Genomic DNA, 16,360 nt, shown 5'->3' on the forward strand with positions numbered 1-16,360 from the left:
CGCCGCCGGTTGGCCAGCACCACGGCGGTGAACACCACGAGCCCGATCAGGAGGAAGAAGAGCACGAAGCCGATGATGATCTCCGGGACGCCTAGGTTCACGACGGGTTCCCTCCCTGCAGGCGCTCCCTGGAGGAGCGCTCCTCGGGACGGATCCTAGGAACGGCCGGTTGAGGATCTGTTGACTTCTTGTCGACAGACCCGGAGATCACCTCAAAACCGGTCATTGCGATACTTTCCGCCATGGAAAATCTCGTGGACTGGGAGCTGCGCACCGCCGGGCCGGACGAGGTCGAGGCGATCGCGGAACTGCGGGCGACGGTGATGCGCCCCGACCTGGAGCGGCTGGGCCGCTACGACGAGCACCGGGTGCGTCAGCGGTTCCGGGACTCCTTCTCTCCCGGCCACACCTCCGTCATCCTGGCCGGCGGCGCCTTCGCGGGCTGCGTCACCCTGCGCCCCGCCGAGGACGGCCGCTGGCTGGAGCACTTCTACCTCGACCCCGCCCTCCAGGGACGCGGGCTCGGCTCGGCCGTCCTGCGGACGCTGCTGGACCGCGCGGACGCCGAGGGCGCGCCCGTACGCCTGATCGTGCTGCGGGGAAGCGCCGCCCAGCGGCTCTACGAACGCCACGGCTTCACCGTCGAGGGCGAGGACCAGGTGGACGTCCTCATGGTCCGCCGGCCGGCCGCGAGCCTTCCCACACCCGGCTAGCGGGGCAGGGCCTCCTCCAGCGGTACGTAGTCGTGCCGCATCCCGTGGTCGCCCAGCCACTTCCGCAGCCCGGCCACCGCCTGCGGATCGCCGGCGACCCTGGCCGCGTACTCGGCCAGGGCCACCTCCTCGCCGTCGTCGTACAGCAGCCGGGCGGGGCCCGACCAGGACAGCGTCCACCTGGCCTCGCCGAGCTGGATCAGCACCGCCTCCAGCGCCTGCCCCAGCACCCCGGCGAGCAGCGTCTCGGACGGCTTCCACCCCAGCTCGCGCAGCTGCCCGGCCAGCTCGGCCCCCCGGCCCCTGGCGATCGCCTCGAAGGCCGCGTCGAGATAGGGGCGCGTGGCCCCCATCACCCGCTGCCCCGCCACCGCCAGGTCGCGCAGGGCCTCGGCGTTGCGCCCGGCGTACATGCCCTGGGCCACCAGCTCGTCCCACGGCACCGGACGCAGCCCGGCCAGCGCCTCCGGCGTCCACATCGACCGCTCCACCGCCTCGGCCGCCACGTCGGGGTCGCGCAGCAGCGTCAGCGCCGGACGCGGATCGGGGACGTGCTCCGGCTCCGGCAGGTTCGCGATGGCGGCCAGGCGGTCGGCCAGGCTGGGATGGGAGTCGTACGGCGAGACGTCCTCGGGCCGCTCGCCGAGCCGGGCGATCTCGGCCTGCCGGCCCGGGTCGTTCATCAGCGCGTGGAAGCCGCCGAACACCGAGGCGGGCCGGGAGCCGCCCACGCCGGTCAGCGACAGGTAGTCGCCGACGTACAGGTCCCAGCCCAGGGCGGTGTCGTGGATCTTGCGGAGCGCGCCCGACATGGCCTGTCGCCCGCCGATCGCCACCGCGAACTCGTCGGCCTCCAGCTCCTGCCGGCGCGACACGGCCTGGGAGACCCGCAGGTAGAGCTTGGCGTACCCGGCGAAGAGCCGTTGGATGAGCGGATGGTTGCCGAGCCCCTGCACGGTCGCGATCAGCGAGACCCGCCCCCGGTAGACCGGCGCGCCCAGCCGCGTGTGGGCCCCGCTGTAGTGGCCCAGCTCGTGCCCGAGCACGGCGCGCATCTCGTCGACGGTGAGGGTCTGCAGCAGCGGCAGGCCGATGAACATCCGCCGCCGGGTCGCGCGCAACCCCAGGAACCGGGTGTCCTCCGAGACCGCCGCGTTCACCTCGGGGACCAGCCGGATCTCGTCGGGCGGCGCGGTGCGCACCCGCCGGGACAGGTCCTCCACCACCTGCCAGAGCGCGGGCTCGTGCTCGCGCCCCACCTGCACGCCCGGCTGCTCGCCCCCCTGGCGGCGGCCGACCATGAACAGCGCCCGCACCAGCGCGCCCGCCGCCAGCGTGAGCACGATCGCGGCCTTCAGCGCCGTGGCGTGGAAGTCCACCAGCAGCAGGACGTCGAAGAACACGGCGGCCGCCAGGATGATGCCGACCAGCACGTAGAAGCCGGCGAGCAGACTGAAGGCCAGCACCGCTCGGAACGCTGTCGTCATGGGGGAGGGCTCCCGGGGAAGGGGTTCTCGCGAGGCTTGACACTAGCGGAGACGGGAAACTGGATAAAATCACTGCAGAAATGTCGTACTACGACGAGCACGACCAGGAACGATGGGTCCCGGAACCACCCGGCAACCCCGGACGAGGCGCGTTCGAACGCGACCGCGCCCGCGTCCTGCACAGCGCCGCGCTGCGCAGGCTGGCGGCCAAGACGCAGGTCGTGGGCCCCGGCGAGACGCTCGGCGGCGGCCAGCACATCCCGCGCACCCGGCTGACGCACTCGCTCGAATGCGCCCAGGTCGGCAGGGAGATGGGCGCCACGCTCGGCGTCGACCCCGACCTGGTCGAGACCGCCTGCCTGGCCCACGACCTCGGCCATCCGCCGTTCGGGCACAACGGGGAGGTGGCGCTCAACGCGCTGGCCACCTCGTGCGGCGGCTTCGAGGGCAACGCCCAGAGCCTGCGCCTGCTCACCAGGCTGGAGGCCAAGGTCCTCACCGAAGACGGCCGCAGCGCCGGGCTCAACCTCACCAGGGCCGCCCTCGACGCCGCCGTCAAATACCCCTGGACGTGCGAGAAGTCCCCGAAGTTCGGCGTCTACCACGACGACCTGCCGGTCTTCGAGTGGATCAGGGACGGGGCCCCGGAAGGCCGGGTGAGCTTCGAGGCCCAGATCATGGACTGGGCCGACGACGTGGCCTACTCCGTCCACGACCTGGAGGACGCGCTCCACTCCGGCCACGTCACGCCCGAGGCGCTCCAGTCGCCCGTCGAACGCGGCGCGGTGGCCCGCATCACCCGCACCTGGTACGCGCCCGGCGCCGACCTCAACGAGCTGGAGGAGGTCTTCGCCAAGCTGATCGCCGACCCGCTGTGGCCGCGCCGCTTCGAGGCGACGCTCGCCGACCTGGCCGGCCTCAAGGCGCTCACCAGCGGCCTGATCGGCCGGTTCTGCCGCTCGGCCCAGACGGCCACCAAGGAGGTCCACGGCGCCCGCCACCGCGCCGACCTCGTCGTGCCGCGCGCCACGCTGATGGAGTGCGCCCTGCTCAAGGGCGTCACCGCCCACTACGTGATGACCACCGAGGGCCACCACGCCAACCAGGCCAGGCAGCGGGAGCTGATCACCGAGCTGGCCTCGCTGATCACGCTCGGCGCCCCCGGCACGCTCGAACCCGCCTTCCGGCCTGCCTTCCTGGAGGCCCCCGACGACGCGGCCCGGGTGCGGGTCGTGATCGACCAGATCGCCTCCCTCACCGACACCTCGGCCGTGGCCTGGCACCGCCGCCTGTCGACGTGACGGCACAGGGCGGGTGAAACCGCTCCCACGAGCGGTCCCGCCGGTGGACCGGGCCGGGCGTCGTCACTGACCGAAGGGGGTCGACGTCGGCTCCGTCGTGACCGGATCGTCGTCCTTGGTGTCGTCGGTCCGCGGCTTCCTGGGCTTCTTGCTGGCCTGGGGCACCTTCTTGGACTTGCACTGGACCGCGCAGCGCGGCGTCTCGCCGAGCCTGCCGCGCAGCCCCAGCGTCTCCTTGCGCGGGGAGAGCGTGCGGTTGCCGGACCGCCAGGCGTCCAGGTAGTCCCACGGCTCGACCATGCCCCGGCGGACCCACCAGTAGGCCGGGCCGGTCTTCCAGGAGATCGCGAAGTAGAGGTTGGAGCCGGTGTCGCGGGCGTTGCCGGACCTGCCCACCCGGCCGAGCAGCTGCCCGGCCTTGACGCGCACCCCTGGCCGGACGCCGGCGGCGACGGAGTCGAGGTGACCGCCGAGGTAGCGCACGCCGTCGTCGCCGATGATCGTGACGAACCTGCCCTCGCGGTCGGCGCCCTTGTCGGTGGAGGGCGTCCACCGGTTCTTGACGTTGACCTCGTCCACGACGCCGCCCACGGGAGCGACGAACGAGCAGCCCTGCGCGGCCCAGATCGTCGTCTTGGGCAGCACGAGCAGGGCGCGCTGGTAGGTGCTGGCGCAGCCCTTGACCGGGAACGCGTAGGTGAACTTCGACAGCTTGGGCGGCGGCACCTTGACCGGGTCGTCGCCCTTGGGCGGCTGCTCGGCGCCCTGGTCGGACGGGCCGGGTGAGGGGATGGTGGCGGTGACCGCCGGCGTGGGGGTGGGCGTGCTCGTGGCCGGGGCCGTGGAGGGCGACTGGGCGCTGACGCCCGCCACCCCGGTCGCCTGGGCGCAGGCGCCGGTGAGCAGCACGGCGGCGACAGCCACCCACCGTGCGATATGCCCGGAACGCATAGTTTTCCTCACCCGTGTCACCGTTTCCACCGACAACCCTCACCTTTGTAGCCGACCACGGGACTCCGCATCACCAGTTTCCCGCTTTAGCAACCCAGAGGTGACGCGCGTCTTCCCCGGCCGTCCACCGCCCGTGCCTCGCCGTTCACCGGCCGCGGCACAGCCCGCGGGGGGCGGAACCGTCGGTCGGGCGGAATAGACTCACCGGCGTGGCTGGCCGGATCCGTGATGTCGACATCGCGCTCGTACGTGAGCGTTCACCCATCGCCGACGTGATCGGCGAACACATCCAGTTGCGCAACGCCGGAGGGGGCAACCTCAAGGGCCTGTGCCCCTTCCACGACGAGAAGAGCCCGTCCTTCAACGTCACCCCCGAGCGCGGAATGTACTTCTGCTTCGGCTGCGGCGAAGGCGGCGACGTGATCACGTTCGTCGAGAAGATCGAGCACCTGCCGTTCGGCGAGGCGGTCGAGCGGCTGGCCCAGCGGGCCGGCATCCAGCTCCAGTACGAGCAGGGCGGCTACGTCCCCAAGCGCGACCACGGCGAGCGGGCCCGGCTGATCGAGGCCCACCGGGTGGCCGCCGAGTTCTACGCCGAGAAGCTGTTCGGGCCCGACGCGGCCCCGGGGCGCCGGTTCCTGTCCGAGCGCGGGTTCGAGCGCGCCGACGCCGAGGCGTTCGGCGTCGGCTACGCCCCGGCCGAGTGGGAGGCGCTGGCGCGTCACCTGATGGGGCGCGGGTTCAGCGCCGACGAGCTGGTCAAGGGCGGCCTGGCCAAGGAGGGCAGGCGCGGGCCGATCGACCGGTTCAGGGGGCGGCTGATCTGGCCGATCAGGGACGCCACGGGTGACGTGATCGGATTCGGCGCCCGCAAGTTGCTCGATTCCGACGATGGCCCGAAATATCTGAATACGCCTGACTCGCCGCTTTACAAGAAGAGCCAGGTCCTTTATGGCATTGATCTCGCCAAACGAGAGATCAGCAAGCGCGCCCAAGCGGTGATCGTCGAGGGATACACCGACGTGATGGCCTGCCATCTGGCCGGCGTGCCGACCGCGGTGGCCACCTGCGGCACGTCGTTCGGCGAGGAGCACATCAAGATCCTTCGCCGGTTCCTGCTCGACCAGGCCGAGTTCCGGGGCGAGGTCATCTTCACCTTCGACGGCGACGCGGCCGGCCAGAAGGCGGCGCTGCGGGCCTTCGCCGACGAGCAGAAGTTCGTCACGCAGACCTACGTCGCGGTGCAGAGCGACGGGCTCGACCCGTGCGACCTGCGGATCAAGCAGGGCGACGCGGCGGTGCGCGACCTCATCGCCAGCCGCGAGCCGCTGTTCCAGTTCGCCATCAGGAGCACCATCTCCCGCTACGACCTGCGCAGCAACGAGGGCAAGATCGCCGCCCTCGACGCGGCGGCGCCCATCGTGGCCGGGATCAAGGACGTCGGCCTGCGCAAGCGCTACGCCATCGACCTCGACCGCTGGCTCGGGTTCATGGACGAGCGGTTCGTCATGCAGCGCATCGGCGAGGTCGCCAACACCCAGCAGGGCCGTCCCCAGCGCGCCCCCAAGGCGGCCCCCGTCGATCCGAGCGTGCGGGTGGAGGGCGAGCTGCTCAAGCTGGCCGTCCAGCGGCCCGCGCTGCTCGGCCCGCGCTTCGACGCCCTCGACCCGCAGGCGTTCACCGCCCCCGACCACGTCGCGCTGCACAAGGTCGTCCAGGCCGCCGGAGGCGCCGGCTCGGCCGGTCACGGCGGCCGCGAGTGGGTCGACCGGCTGCTGGAGCACGCCCACGACGAGGGCGCCAGGGGGCTCGTGACGAGGTTCGCGGTGGAGCCCATCCAGGCCGACGCGCACGCCGAGGAGCGTTACGCGGGGGCCATGCTGGCGGCCATCGAGGCGATCGCGGTCGACCGGGCCATCGCCCAGGTCAAGTCCCGCATGCAGCGCCTCAACCCGGTGGAGGAGCAGCAGGAGTACAACAAGCTGTTCGGCGAGCTGGTCGCGCTGGAGCAGCAGCGCCGGGTGCTGCGCGACCGCGCCGCCGGAAGCTGACGCGGGGGCCTTTGATAACAGTTCGGCAGCGGGGGCAGGCGGTGAACCAGAGTGGTTGACCGGGGAATTCCGGCCGGCCCGCGCTGCCGTGAAGGCGCATCTCGGGCATTGCGGGCAGCGAAAGAGATACGTCCGGCCGTCATGCCTCGCCGGACGTCTGATTCCAGACCGCGTAATTGACTTTTCTTTCCTGATCAAACTCCGGCCAAACCTTTACTCGATCTCAATTCGGTAATGCTGATCGTCTTACCTTCCGCAACAAAAATGGGTCTGCCATTTGATGGAACCAATACTGCAGACTGTCTCCCGTGGGTGCATCGGTGCTGCCAAGCGGGCCGCCATCGGTAGATCAGGTGGCGGACCTCGTCGCGAAGGGAAGGGAGCGCGGAAGCGTAACCGTCGATGACGTCGCCGCCGCGCTTGACCGATCCGAGCTGCCGTCCGACGCGCTGGAACGCGTCGTGCGGATGCTCGCAGAGAACGGCGTGGAGGTCCTTGAGCCCCAGGGCGACGAGGAATCCACCCGCGCCGATGAGGAGGACGTAGGCAAGCGGGCGCCGACCAGCGATCTCGTCCGCATCTACCTGCGCGAGATCGGTCGCGTCCCCCTGCTGACCGCCGAGGAGGAGGTGGAGCTCGCCAAGTCGATCGAAGCCGGCCTGTTCGCCGAGGACAAGCTGGCCACCGGGGTCTCGCGCCTGGCCTTCCCGGAGTTCAGGGAGCTCGTCTGGCAGGGCACCAGGGCCAAACAGCGGCTCATCGAGGCCAACCTCAGGCTCGTGGTGTCGATCGCCAAGCGCTACGTCGGGCGCGGCATGCTCTTCCTCGACCTGATCCAGGAGGGCAACCTCGGGCTCATCCGGGCGGTCGAGAAGTTCGACTACACGAAGGGCTACAAGTTCTCCACCTACGCCACCTGGTGGATCAGACAGGCGATCACCCGGGCGATCGCCGACCAGGCGCGCACCATCCGCATTCCGGTGCACATGGTGGAGACCATCAACAAGCTCGTCAGAGTGCAGCGTCAGCTCCACCAGGATCTCGGCCGCGAGCCCATCCCCGAGGAGATCGCCAAGGAGATGGACCTCCCGGTCGACCGCGTGGTGGAGATCCAGCGCATCGCCCAGGAGCCGGTGTCCCTGCAGTCGCCGATCGGCGAGGAGGACTCCGACCTCGGTGACTTCATCGAGGACGCCGACGCCGTCGTGCCCATGGAGGCCGCCGCCTTCATCATGCTGCAGGACCAGCTCGACGACATCCTGGCCACGCTGTCCGACCGCGAGCAGCGCATCATCCAGCTCCGCTTCGGCCTGGCCGACGGGCATCCGCGCACGCTGGAGGAGGTGGGCAGGGAGTTCGGCGTGACGCGGGAGCGCATCCGGCAGATCGAGTCGAAGACCCTGGCCAAGCTCCGCCACCCGACGCGCGCGCAGATGCTCAAGGACTACCTGGACTGACCCTTCGACCCCGCGACGGGCCCGGCGAGCGCGCCGGGCCCGTCCGCATGCCGGAGCCGGTCCTTCAGGAGCAGCCCTCGAACTGCGGTACGGCGATGTTGTCCAGGTTCAGTCCCGCCTTGCCGAACCACTTGTGCAGCAGCTTGCCCGCGGTCCCGTCCTGGTACATGTCGGTGATCGCCCGGTTCACCGCCTCGCAGCCGGGCACGTCGTCCTTGTGCAGGCCCACCCCGGTGCGCTGCTCGTTGAACTGGGCGTTGGCCAGCCGCAGCCCCGAGCCGTCCTGGTTGGCCAGGCCGGCCAGGATCACGTCGTTGGTGGTCACGGCGTCCACCTGCCTGCTCTTCAGGGCGCTCAGGCACGACGCGTAGTCCTTGAACGGCACCAGCTCGGCCGCCACGCTGCGCTCCTTCACGACCCGCTCGGCCGCGTTCGAGCCCTCCACGGCGCAGATCCGGCGGCCCTTCAGCTCCCGGACGTTGTCCACCCTGTCGTCCGGCCGCGTCAGGATGTCCTGGTAGGAGACGTGGTACGGCCCCGCGAACAGCACCTTCGCCTTACGGTCCATGCTGATCGTGTACGTCGCCAGCACCAGGTCGGCCCGCCCCTGGACCAGCACCTTCTCCCGATCGCCCGCCAGCACGGGGATCAGCTTGAAGTCCTTGCCCAGCCGCTTGGCCACGTAGCGCGCGACGTCGACGTCGAAGCCCTCGAAGGTGCCGTCCGGCTTGCGGAAGCCCACCGACGGCAGGTCGGGGCGGACCGCGATGACGAGGGAGTCCTTGTCGAGGATCGACTCCCGGTCGCCGGTACCGCAGGCCGCGGTGACCACCGCGACCAGGGCCAGCGCCGCTACCAGTGCCCGCTTCAACGGTACTCCTTGAGTCTCGGCCACACCCCGGCGATCATCAGCAGCCCGATCCCGGCGATCGCGAACGGCAGCAGCCGCCACAGGTTGTCCAGCGCGTTCTCGCCGGCGTCGATGGCCCGGTCGAAGGTGTGCTCGTGCCGGTCGGCCAGCGCCACCAGGGACCGGTCGTAGGCGTCGAACGCGGCGGTGACCGGCCCGAGCTTGGCGGTCACCGCCTCGGCCGTCCGGCCGGCCAGCGCCAGCTCCCGGAAGGAGGTGTCGGCCTGCTGGAAGGCCTTGTACGCGTCCAGCACGCGCCCGCCCTCCACGCCGGTGAGCTCGGGCCCCAGCATGCCCAGGGCGTCCCCGGAGTCGCCGGCCACCTTCGCGTGGTACTGGGTGAGGTTGCCCGACTCGTAGTAGACGACCGACTGCGACTTGTCCAGGAACGTGTGCTCGTAGGTGTCGGCGCGCTCCTTGTCCAGCAGGTACCGGCTCTGGTCGCCCTGCATGCTGTTGCTGATCGCGCGGGCCTTGGCCAGCGTCAGCACCGAGTCGAAGCCCTGTGCCTTGGCCGTGCGCAGGTCCTCCTGGTCCTGGCCGAGCACGTTCGCGCCGAGGATCAGCGAGACCGCCGTGGCCAGCGTGGCGACCAGCAGCGCCGGGCCGAACACCCGGCGGAAGCGCCGGGCCAGGAAGACCTGGAGCCAGATCAGGCAGCCCAGCGCGAGCAGCCCGGCCAGCAGCACCGCGGTCCGCAGCAGCGGGACCCAGGCGTTCTTCTCGTCGTAGGTGCTGCGGACGATCGTGCCGCTCTCCAGGGTCAGGTTGTAGGCCTGCGGCAGCAGCACCAGCCGCATCAGGTCGGTGGCCTGCCGGTAGGTGCCCACCACGTTCTCCGGCGGCGCGCCGGGCGCGTGCCGGGCCTGCTCGTTCAGCAGGAGCGCCTGCCCGGCGAGCCGTTCGTAGCGGCCGAGCCCGTCGAGCACCGACTGCACGGTCCGCCGATCGGCCGCGTTGTCGCCGGCCAGCTCGAACGCCTTCAGCAGCGCCTGGTTGGCCTCCGAACGCCGCCGCTCGTACCGGTCGACGGCGACGCGGCGCTGCTGGCCGTACTGGTCGCCCATGACCAGCGCGTTGGCGACCTGGGCGTCCATGTCGCTGAGCGCCAGGTAGAGCCCGGCGGTGGCGACGACCTGCGGTCCGGCGTCGCGGCCGATGACCTGCAGCCCGTCGCCGGCGGTCAGGCTGCCGACCCCGAGCGCCGCGAACAGCAGCGCCAGCGCCGCCACCGTCACGCCGGAGATCACGCGGATGCGGCCGGGCACGCTGCGGTGCGGCGGGGGCGCGGCTCCCGCCTGGACCAGGGGGCCGGGGTTCTGCACCAGGGTCACGGCGTCCCCTCCCTGATGGTGATGACGGTCCAGGCGCCCAGGTGGATCCGGTCGCCCGGCCCGACCCTGACGGGCGTGTTGATCTCGACCGTCCTGCCGTTGACCTGGGTGCCGTTGGCCGAGCCGGGGTCGACCAGCGTCCACGTGCCGTCGGGCCGGCCCAGCAGCACGGCGTGCAGGTGCGACACGCCCGGGTCCTCGGGCGGGCCGGTCAGGTCGATCTCCGGCGCCAGGTTCCTGGCCCTGCTGCGCCGCCCGATGCGCACCTGCTCGCCGACCAGCCCGAACGAGCGCTCGGGACAGTACGGCGGGAAGGCCATGCGCGCCGCGTCGGGGCCGCCCTCGGCGACCACCTTCTCGTAGTAGGTGCGGTCGGCGGCCGCGACGGCCTCCCATCGCGCCCCTCGCACGGGGATCGGGACGCCGCCCCCGCCGCCGGTGAAGTCGTGGCCGCACACCTCGCAGAACTGCCCGGCGCGCGGCGTCTGGCAGACCGGGCAGGCGTCGTCACCGCCGCCGGGGGCCGCCGCCGTCGCCTGGGGCTGGGACGGGGCGGCGGTCCCGCCCATCTGCGCGCCGCAGACGTCGCAGTAGTCGTCGGAGCCGGAGGCGTGCCCCTGGGGACAGGTCGCCATCAGCCCTCGTCCTTACGCAGCCGGCTGGTGCGGACGGAACCGGTGTCCAGCTCGATCTCGTCCGCCTTGTCCACGTTCCTGCGCAACCGGGCCGTGCCGGTGGCGGGATCGACCTCCACGACCTTCTCCAGCAGCCGGGCGGTGTCCTCGCGACCCGACTCGGCGGCCAGTTCCCTGGCCTTGGCCAGGCGCGCGGTCGCGGCCTCGACGTCGCCGGCGGCGCGGGCGCTCAGGCCGTCCTGGATGAGCTCGTGCAGCTCGGCCTGGCCGGTGTAGTGGGCGACCTTCCGGTTGATCTGCGTGGACTGCGCCAGGTCGTCGGTCCACTGGGCCAGCACGTTGCCGCTGGCCACGACGTCCTGGGTGTCGGGGCGCACCAGCTTGACCCAGCCCGCCCTGATCTCCTGGCCGATCTGGCCCGGCGGCACCTCCACGCACAGGTGGTACTCGCGTTCCTCCTGGCCCCACGAGCCGGTCGGGTAGTCGCCGGTCAGCGGGTTGACGTCGGTGCGCTTGCCGGTCAGGTCGAGCAGCGTGGGGGAGACCTGCTTGACGAACTTCAGCTTGGCCGTCTGCGGCACCCACACCCGCAGCGACAGGTCCGCCACGGTCTTGCTCATCGACGTCTGCGTCACCCGGCGGAAGAACTCGGCCAGATCACTCTGGTTCCGTACGAACTCGAACGAGCCGAGCATCGCCTCGGCGACCTTCCGCAGCTCGGCGGGCACCCAGTCGTCGCCCACGCCCAGGCTGTCGCAGACGAACTTGCCGCTCCACCCCTGCAGCACGGCCCCGAACACCTCGGGACGCTCGTTGTTCTGCCCGTCGGTCATCAGCAGCGCGTGCCTGATCGCGTTCGGGTACGCGCTCAGCAGGTGCCCGGCCAGCTTCAGCCACTCGCCGATGGCCGTGCCGCCGTGCGCGAGCAGCCGGCTGATCGCGCGCTCGGCCTCGGCCCGGGTGGCGGGCGTGGATCTGACCAGGTTGGCGTTGCCGCCGGGGTAGACGACCTTGGCCTTCTCCGTCCCGGCGATCACCGCGAAGTACACGCCGTCGCGCAGCGCGTGCACGGCCGCCGCCGCGGCCTGCCGGGCCTCGCGGATCTTGCCGCCGCTCATCGAGCCGGAGGTGTCGACGATGATGACCTCGGCCGCCTCGGTGGGCGCGGCCTGGGCGAAGCCGCCGCCGGAGGAGGCCACGGTGAGGACCGCGTGCACCTCGCGGGCGTCGGTGGACAGGTACTTGTTCTGGTCGATGTTCAGCGTGAACGTGGGCTGGTCACCCATGCGTTTCTCCTAGGGGGATGAGAACGATCGTCACGTTGTCCTGGCCGCCGGAGGCCAGTGCGTGGCGCAGCATCTCGCGGGCCATGTCGAGAGGGGTTCCCGTGTGCGGGAACCGGTAGCCGTCCAGGTAGCGCCACAGCCCGTCGCTGCACACCAGCAGCAGGCCGGGCGCCCCCGGGGCGAGTGTGCGCACATGCAGCGACACCTCGCCGGAATCCGCGCCGAGCCACGCGGTGATCTCGCCGGTCGGGACCACGTCGTCCTCGGTCAGCAGCACGCCCTGCCCGGGGTCCGCGCCGGGCAGCCAGTACGCCCGCGTGTCCCCGGCCCAGCTCAGCGTGATCCCGCCGGGGCCGGCGACCGCGGCGACGTAGGTGCAGGCGGGGGCGTCGTCCACGGACGTGGCCAGCGCGGCCACGGCCTTGCCGGCCAGCTCGAACGCCTCCTGCGCGGACGTCCCCCTGGCCAGGGCGGCGCCCGCGGTCTCCACCGCCGCGGCCGAGGCCTGGTCGGCCCGCGGCGAGCTGCCGACGCCGTCGCACACGACCGTCACCACGGCGTCGCCGGTGGTCAGCAGCGCCACGGCGTCCTCGTTGCGGGCCCGCCGCAGCCCCCGGTCGGTCACGGCGGCGGCCCTGCCGTCGAGCACGGTCTCGGCGTGGTCCCGGCCGGTGGGCTGGCGCACGCCGCAGCGTTCGCAGTAGCCCTCCGGGTCCACCGCGGCCGCGCCGCAGGAGGTGCAGACCGGCGCGCCGAGCGCGTGCCCGCACCGCTCGCAGTAGACGTCCCCCTGGACGACCGGGGAGGCGCACATCGGGCAGCTCTGGGCGTTCGGTACGGGTTCCATCACAGCCACGTCCTCGGTCGTACGGCGTTCGCCTCGTCGATGAGCGCGTGGCGTTCGTGGCGGGAGCCGGCCGCCACCGCGAGCTTCCTGAAGATCGACTCCAGCCGCCTGCGCAGCCCCGGTTCGGTGAAGTCGGCCTCGGCCAGCTTCGTCCCGGGCGGCGCGGGGTTGTTCTCCAGCCAGGCCAGCGCGCAGCGCAGCAGCTCGGTGGTGAGCAGGTCGCGGCGGCGCGGGTCGAGGTCGACCAGGTTGGCCAGCCGCCCGGCCGCGCCGACCAGGTCGGCCGCGGACAGCGTGCTCAGGTCGGTCCGGCGGAACACCGAGGCGGCCAGCGCCACCTGCGCCGCCACCCGGTAGCTGGAGGTGGGCGGCACCTCGTCCAGGACGTTGACGCGGCCCGTCCTGGCCAGCCCGAACGCGGCGCTGACGTAGGAGTGGTCGGTCCGCCAGACGGCGTTGTACCAGTGGGCCGACTGCCTGCCCGCGCATTCCAGCGCGAACGCCAGCGCCAGCTTGGGCGCGAGCTCGCCGGGCAGCGCCGACACGCACGCGTCGAACATCGTCACCGCGGTGTCCGTCTGGCGGGTGGCCAGTGCGAGCACGCCGCGGTACCAGGTCGTCCGCCAGTCGCCGGGGAGCTGACGTTCCAGCTCGGCCAGCGCCGCCGGCGTCTCGGCCGCGCCCGCCTCGGCCAGCAGCCGGGTGCGCATGAGCCGGGTCTCGGGCGTCGGCGGCATCGCCGAGAGCTGGTCGAACAGCTCCTTGCCGTCGAACCCGACCAGGCCCGCCAGCGGGCCCGCCGCCGGGTCGAGCGGATCGACATGCGGTACCGGCAGCTCGACCGCGACCGCGGCCGGGTCGAGCGGGCCGAACACCTCCTGGCGCGAGTCCGACAGCGCCGTCCACACGGCCGAGCGTTCGGGCCCGAACAGGGTCGAGGGCGCGGGGAAGGGCACGCCCTCCTCGGCCGCGCTGATCTCCCGCAGCACCCCGACGAGCTGCTCCTCCATCTCCCAGGCGCTCTGGAACCGGTCGGCGGGGTTGGGCGCGGTGGCCTTGCGCAGCAGCCGGGCGAACGACTCGTGCCCGCAGTCCTGCGGCAGCGGGCTGGCCACGCCACCCTTGGCCGGGCTCCAGGACGGGATCGCCAGCACCGCCAGCGTCCTGGCCACGGTGTAGAGGTCGGAGGACACCGACGAGGGATGGGTGTCCAGCTCGGGCGCATGGTAGCCGACCGTCGCCCAGGACGTGCCGGGCGGGGAGCCGATCGGCTGGACGGCCCCCAGGTCGATCAGCCTGAGCCGCCGGCCGACCCTGATCACGTTGGCCGGCTTGAGGTCGCAGTAGACCAGGCCGTTCTCGTGCAGGTAGCCGAAGGCGTGCAGGATCTCCCGGCCGTAGATCAGGGCCTCGCGCAGCGGCAGCGGGCCCTTGCGGCGCAGCTCGTGCAGGGACTGGCCGCCGACGTACTCCATGACGATGTAACCGAGGCCGCCGGAGAGCTGGAAGTTGAGGATCTTGACGATGTTCGGGTGGTCGACCGTGGTGAGGAACTTGCGCTCGGCCTCGGCCGCCGCCAGCGCCTCGGCGTCGTTGGTGTTGAGCAGGCCCTTGAGGACGACCCAGCGGCCGTCCAGGTTCTCGTCGGCGGCCAGGTAGATCCAGCCGAGACCGCCGTGGGCCAGGCAGCCGAGCACCCGGTACTGCCCGGCCACCATGTCGTCCTTGCCCAGCTTCGGGGTGAACGAGTACGGCGTGCGGCAGTGCGGGCAGAACCCCTCCGTCAACCCCGGACGGCCCTGCCGGGACCGGCCCACCGGCTCCCCGCAGGCCGGGTTGGCGCAGAACCGCTTCTCCTCCGGCACCTGCGGATCGGCCATCACGGCCGTCGCCGGATCCCGGTACGGGACGGACGGCAGGTCGGCGATGCCGCCCAGCACCCCGGCCCGCGACCTGCCGCTGCTGCTCACCGGCGAGGTCAGCGACCGGCTCACCGGCTGGGTGTTCACCGGGCCCGAGAGCGGCCCCGAGATGGGCCCTGACACCTGCTGGGGGATGGGCACGGGCGCCGGTGGCGCGGCCGCCGCGTTGCCGCACAGGTCGCAGTAGCCGTCCTCGATGGTGCCGGTGCAGCCCGGCTGCGCGCAGCGGGTCATGGCTTACCTCCGTGTATCGCGCGCTGGTAGGTCTCGACCGCGGCGGCAGCCTCGGTCAGGTCGCAGGGGGCGGTCCACAGCAGGGATCGTGCCCGCTCGAAGCACGCGGTGGCGGCGGGGTCCTCGGCCATGCCCTTGCGTACCGCCATGGCCTGGCAGGCGCCGAGCCGGCCGCGTAACTCGTCGCGCCTGCCGACCAGCCCGTACAGGGCCTTGGCGGTGGCCCGCGCCCGGTCGGCCGCCTTCGCCGCCTCGCTCTCCACAGCCGCCAGCCGCCTGGCACGTACCACCCAGGTGTCGGCCGAGGCGTCGAGCGCGTCCAGTTCGCCGGTCAGCTCCTCGACGCGGCTGCGCGGCCGGGCCTGCGGCGGCAGGGCGATCTTGACCACCACCGCGCCGTGGGCCAGCCTGGCCTCGCTCTCGGCCGCGCGTACCCGGTCGAGCGCCGCGACCAGGTCCTCGCGGCGCCTGGCGTACTCGCGCTTGACCACGATCGCCTGGTCGACCTCCGCGCGGGCCTCGGCCAGCGCGCGGGCGACCCCGCCGAGGTCGGGGCCGACGCCCGCGCCGAGCGGGTCGGCGAGCAGGGCCGCGCGCATCCGCCGCAGTTGCGACTCCTGCGCGTCCAGGCCGGCGCTCTCGCCCAGCTCGCGTTCCAGGTCGCGGAGCTCGCGCAGCGCGCGGTCGGCGTCGTCCAGCCGGGGCAGGACGGCGTTCCAGACGGCGTCGATGTCGTTGAGCGCCGAGGTGACCTCGCGAAACGCGCCGTCCATGCGGGCCACGGTCTCGTCGAGGGTCAGCCGCTCGTCGGCCTCGGGCAGCAGCGAACGCTGCTCGACGGGCTTGGCCGCGGCCCGCAGCACCACGGACGGCCCCGAGAGCAGCCGGGTGAGCTCGTCGAGCTGCTCCGCGCCCGGCTTCGCCCGTACGGCCCTGACCTGCTCGGCCTCGCGCAGCACGGCCCGGTAGGCGTCGTTCAGCAGCCACAGCCGGGCCAGCGCGGCCTGGACGGCGGTCCAGCGCTGCCGCGTCATCCCGTCCAGCGCCGCGCCCTTGAGCAACTGGTAGGTGGTGTGAGATTCGAGGTCGAGCAGGTCGCCGGAGATCCGGTCGCGTTCGTCGGCCCGAGCGCGCAGCGCGTACTCGGCGCCTTCCCTGCTCATGGGCGGTCCCAGACTCATCACGCTCCCCGTGAAGAGGGCCCCCGATGCCCCGGTGGTTCTACCGGATCA

The 16,360-nt window shown here is 72.1% G+C and carries 13 protein-coding genes; 4 read left to right on the forward strand and 9 right to left on the reverse strand.

Annotated features, from left to right (window positions below; genetic code table 11):
- The first annotated feature begins 242 nt into the window (after positions 1-242).
- Complete coding sequence (locus AB0J97_RS10625; RefSeq protein ID WP_357693939.1) at positions 243-713, forward strand: GNAT family N-acetyltransferase; 471 nt, start codon at positions 243-245, stop codon at positions 711-713.
- On the opposite strand, the gene AB0J97_RS10630 is transcribed toward AB0J97_RS10625, so the two are convergent.
- Positions 710-2,200 carry a M48 family metallopeptidase gene (locus AB0J97_RS10630; RefSeq protein ID WP_364086904.1) on the reverse strand — a complete coding sequence of 497 codons (1,491 nt, stop codon included), beginning with the start codon at positions 2,198-2,200 and terminating at the stop codon, positions 710-712. The two genes, AB0J97_RS10625 and AB0J97_RS10630, sit on opposite strands and share 4 nt — an antisense overlap.
- Positions 2,201-2,280: 80 nt before the next feature.
- On the opposite strand from AB0J97_RS10630, the gene AB0J97_RS10635 reads away from it, so the two are divergent.
- Positions 2,281-3,501 carry a deoxyguanosinetriphosphate triphosphohydrolase gene (locus tag AB0J97_RS10635; protein ID WP_357693935.1) on the forward strand — a complete coding sequence of 407 codons (1,221 nt, stop codon included), beginning with the start codon at positions 2,281-2,283 and terminating at the stop codon, positions 3,499-3,501.
- A 63-nt stretch (positions 3,502-3,564) separates the two neighbouring features.
- On the opposite strand, the gene AB0J97_RS10640 is transcribed toward AB0J97_RS10635, so the two are convergent.
- On the reverse strand, positions 3,565-4,425 hold the full coding sequence (locus AB0J97_RS10640) for a M23 family metallopeptidase (protein ID WP_357693933.1): 861 nt from the start codon (positions 4,423-4,425) through the stop codon (positions 3,565-3,567).
- 236 nt (positions 4,426-4,661) lie between these two features.
- On the opposite strand from AB0J97_RS10640, the gene dnaG reads away from it, so the two are divergent.
- Entirely contained in the window at positions 4,662-6,503 is a 1,842-nt protein-coding gene (gene dnaG, locus AB0J97_RS10645; RefSeq protein WP_364086906.1) for a DNA primase, read from the forward strand.
- Between the two features lie 320 nt (positions 6,504-6,823).
- Complete coding sequence (gene rpoD, locus AB0J97_RS10650) at positions 6,824-7,960, forward strand: RNA polymerase sigma factor RpoD (protein WP_357694643.1); 1,137 nt, start codon at positions 6,824-6,826, stop codon at positions 7,958-7,960.
- A gap of 64 nt (positions 7,961-8,024) precedes the next feature.
- Here rpoD and AB0J97_RS10655 read toward each other — a convergent pair whose 3' ends face one another.
- From AB0J97_RS10655 to AB0J97_RS10685, 7 genes are read right to left on the reverse strand one after another with little or no spacing between them, the layout of a single operon-like run.
- Entirely contained in the window at positions 8,025-8,831 is an 807-nt protein-coding gene (locus tag AB0J97_RS10655; RefSeq protein ID WP_364086908.1) for a transporter substrate-binding domain-containing protein, read from the reverse strand.
- Positions 8,828-10,204 (reverse strand): hypothetical protein, encoded by a 1,377-nt coding sequence (locus AB0J97_RS10660; RefSeq protein WP_364086910.1) that lies wholly within the window; start codon positions 10,202-10,204, stop codon positions 8,828-8,830. The genes AB0J97_RS10655 and AB0J97_RS10660 overlap by 4 nt, the downstream gene beginning before the upstream one ends.
- Positions 10,201-10,839 (reverse strand): FHA domain-containing protein, encoded by a 639-nt coding sequence (locus AB0J97_RS10665; RefSeq protein WP_357693925.1) that lies wholly within the window; start codon positions 10,837-10,839, stop codon positions 10,201-10,203. Before AB0J97_RS10665 ends, AB0J97_RS10660 begins: the two co-directional genes overlap by 4 nt.
- Positions 10,839-12,125, reverse strand: a complete 1,287-nt coding sequence (locus tag AB0J97_RS10670; RefSeq protein ID WP_357693923.1) for a VWA domain-containing protein — start codon at positions 12,123-12,125, stop codon at positions 10,839-10,841. Before AB0J97_RS10670 ends, AB0J97_RS10665 begins: the two co-directional genes overlap by 1 nt.
- Entirely contained in the window at positions 12,118-12,972 is an 855-nt protein-coding gene (locus tag AB0J97_RS10675) for a protein phosphatase 2C domain-containing protein (protein WP_364086913.1), read from the reverse strand. The genes AB0J97_RS10670 and AB0J97_RS10675 overlap by 8 nt, the downstream gene beginning before the upstream one ends.
- Positions 12,972-15,128 (reverse strand): tetratricopeptide repeat protein, encoded by a 2,157-nt coding sequence (locus AB0J97_RS10680; protein ID WP_364086916.1) that lies wholly within the window; start codon positions 15,126-15,128, stop codon positions 12,972-12,974. Before AB0J97_RS10680 ends, AB0J97_RS10675 begins: the two co-directional genes overlap by 1 nt.
- Entirely contained in the window at positions 15,125-16,291 is a 1,167-nt protein-coding gene (locus AB0J97_RS10685; RefSeq protein WP_364086918.1) for a hypothetical protein, read from the reverse strand. The genes AB0J97_RS10680 and AB0J97_RS10685 overlap by 4 nt, the downstream gene beginning before the upstream one ends.
- Positions 16,292-16,360 lie beyond the last annotated feature (69 nt).

Origin of the sequence: Nonomuraea sp. NPDC049607 (assembly GCF_040675375.1) — a bacterium.
GTDB lineage: Bacteria > Actinomycetota > Actinomycetes > Streptosporangiales > Streptosporangiaceae > Nonomuraea.

What these genes read in the sequence shown, in the direction of transcription:
- AB0J97_RS10630 (WP_364086904.1), bottom strand. Translation starts at nt 2,200, where the DNA reads ATGACGACAGCGTTCCGAGCGGTGCTGGCCTTCAGTCTGCTCGCCGGC.
- AB0J97_RS10625 (WP_357693939.1), top strand. Translation starts at nt 243, where the DNA reads ATGGAAAATCTCGTGGACTGGGAGCTGCGCACCGCCGGGCCGGACGAG.
- AB0J97_RS10665 (WP_357693925.1), bottom strand. Translation starts at nt 10,839, where the DNA reads ATGGCGACCTGTCCCCAGGGGCACGCCTCCGGCTCCGACGACTACTGC.
- AB0J97_RS10685 (WP_364086918.1), bottom strand. Translation starts at nt 16,291, where the DNA reads ATGAGCAGGGAAGGCGCCGAGTACGCGCTGCGCGCTCGGGCCGACGAA.
- AB0J97_RS10675 (WP_364086913.1), bottom strand. Translation starts at nt 12,972, where the DNA reads ATGGAACCCGTACCGAACGCCCAGAGCTGCCCGATGTGCGCCTCCCCG.
- AB0J97_RS10635 (WP_357693935.1), top strand. Translation starts at nt 2,281, where the DNA reads ATGTCGTACTACGACGAGCACGACCAGGAACGATGGGTCCCGGAACCA.
- AB0J97_RS10670 (WP_357693923.1), bottom strand. Translation starts at nt 12,125, where the DNA reads ATGGGTGACCAGCCCACGTTCACGCTGAACATCGACCAGAACAAGTAC.
- AB0J97_RS10680 (WP_364086916.1), bottom strand. Translation starts at nt 15,128, where the DNA reads ATGACCCGCTGCGCGCAGCCGGGCTGCACCGGCACCATCGAGGACGGC.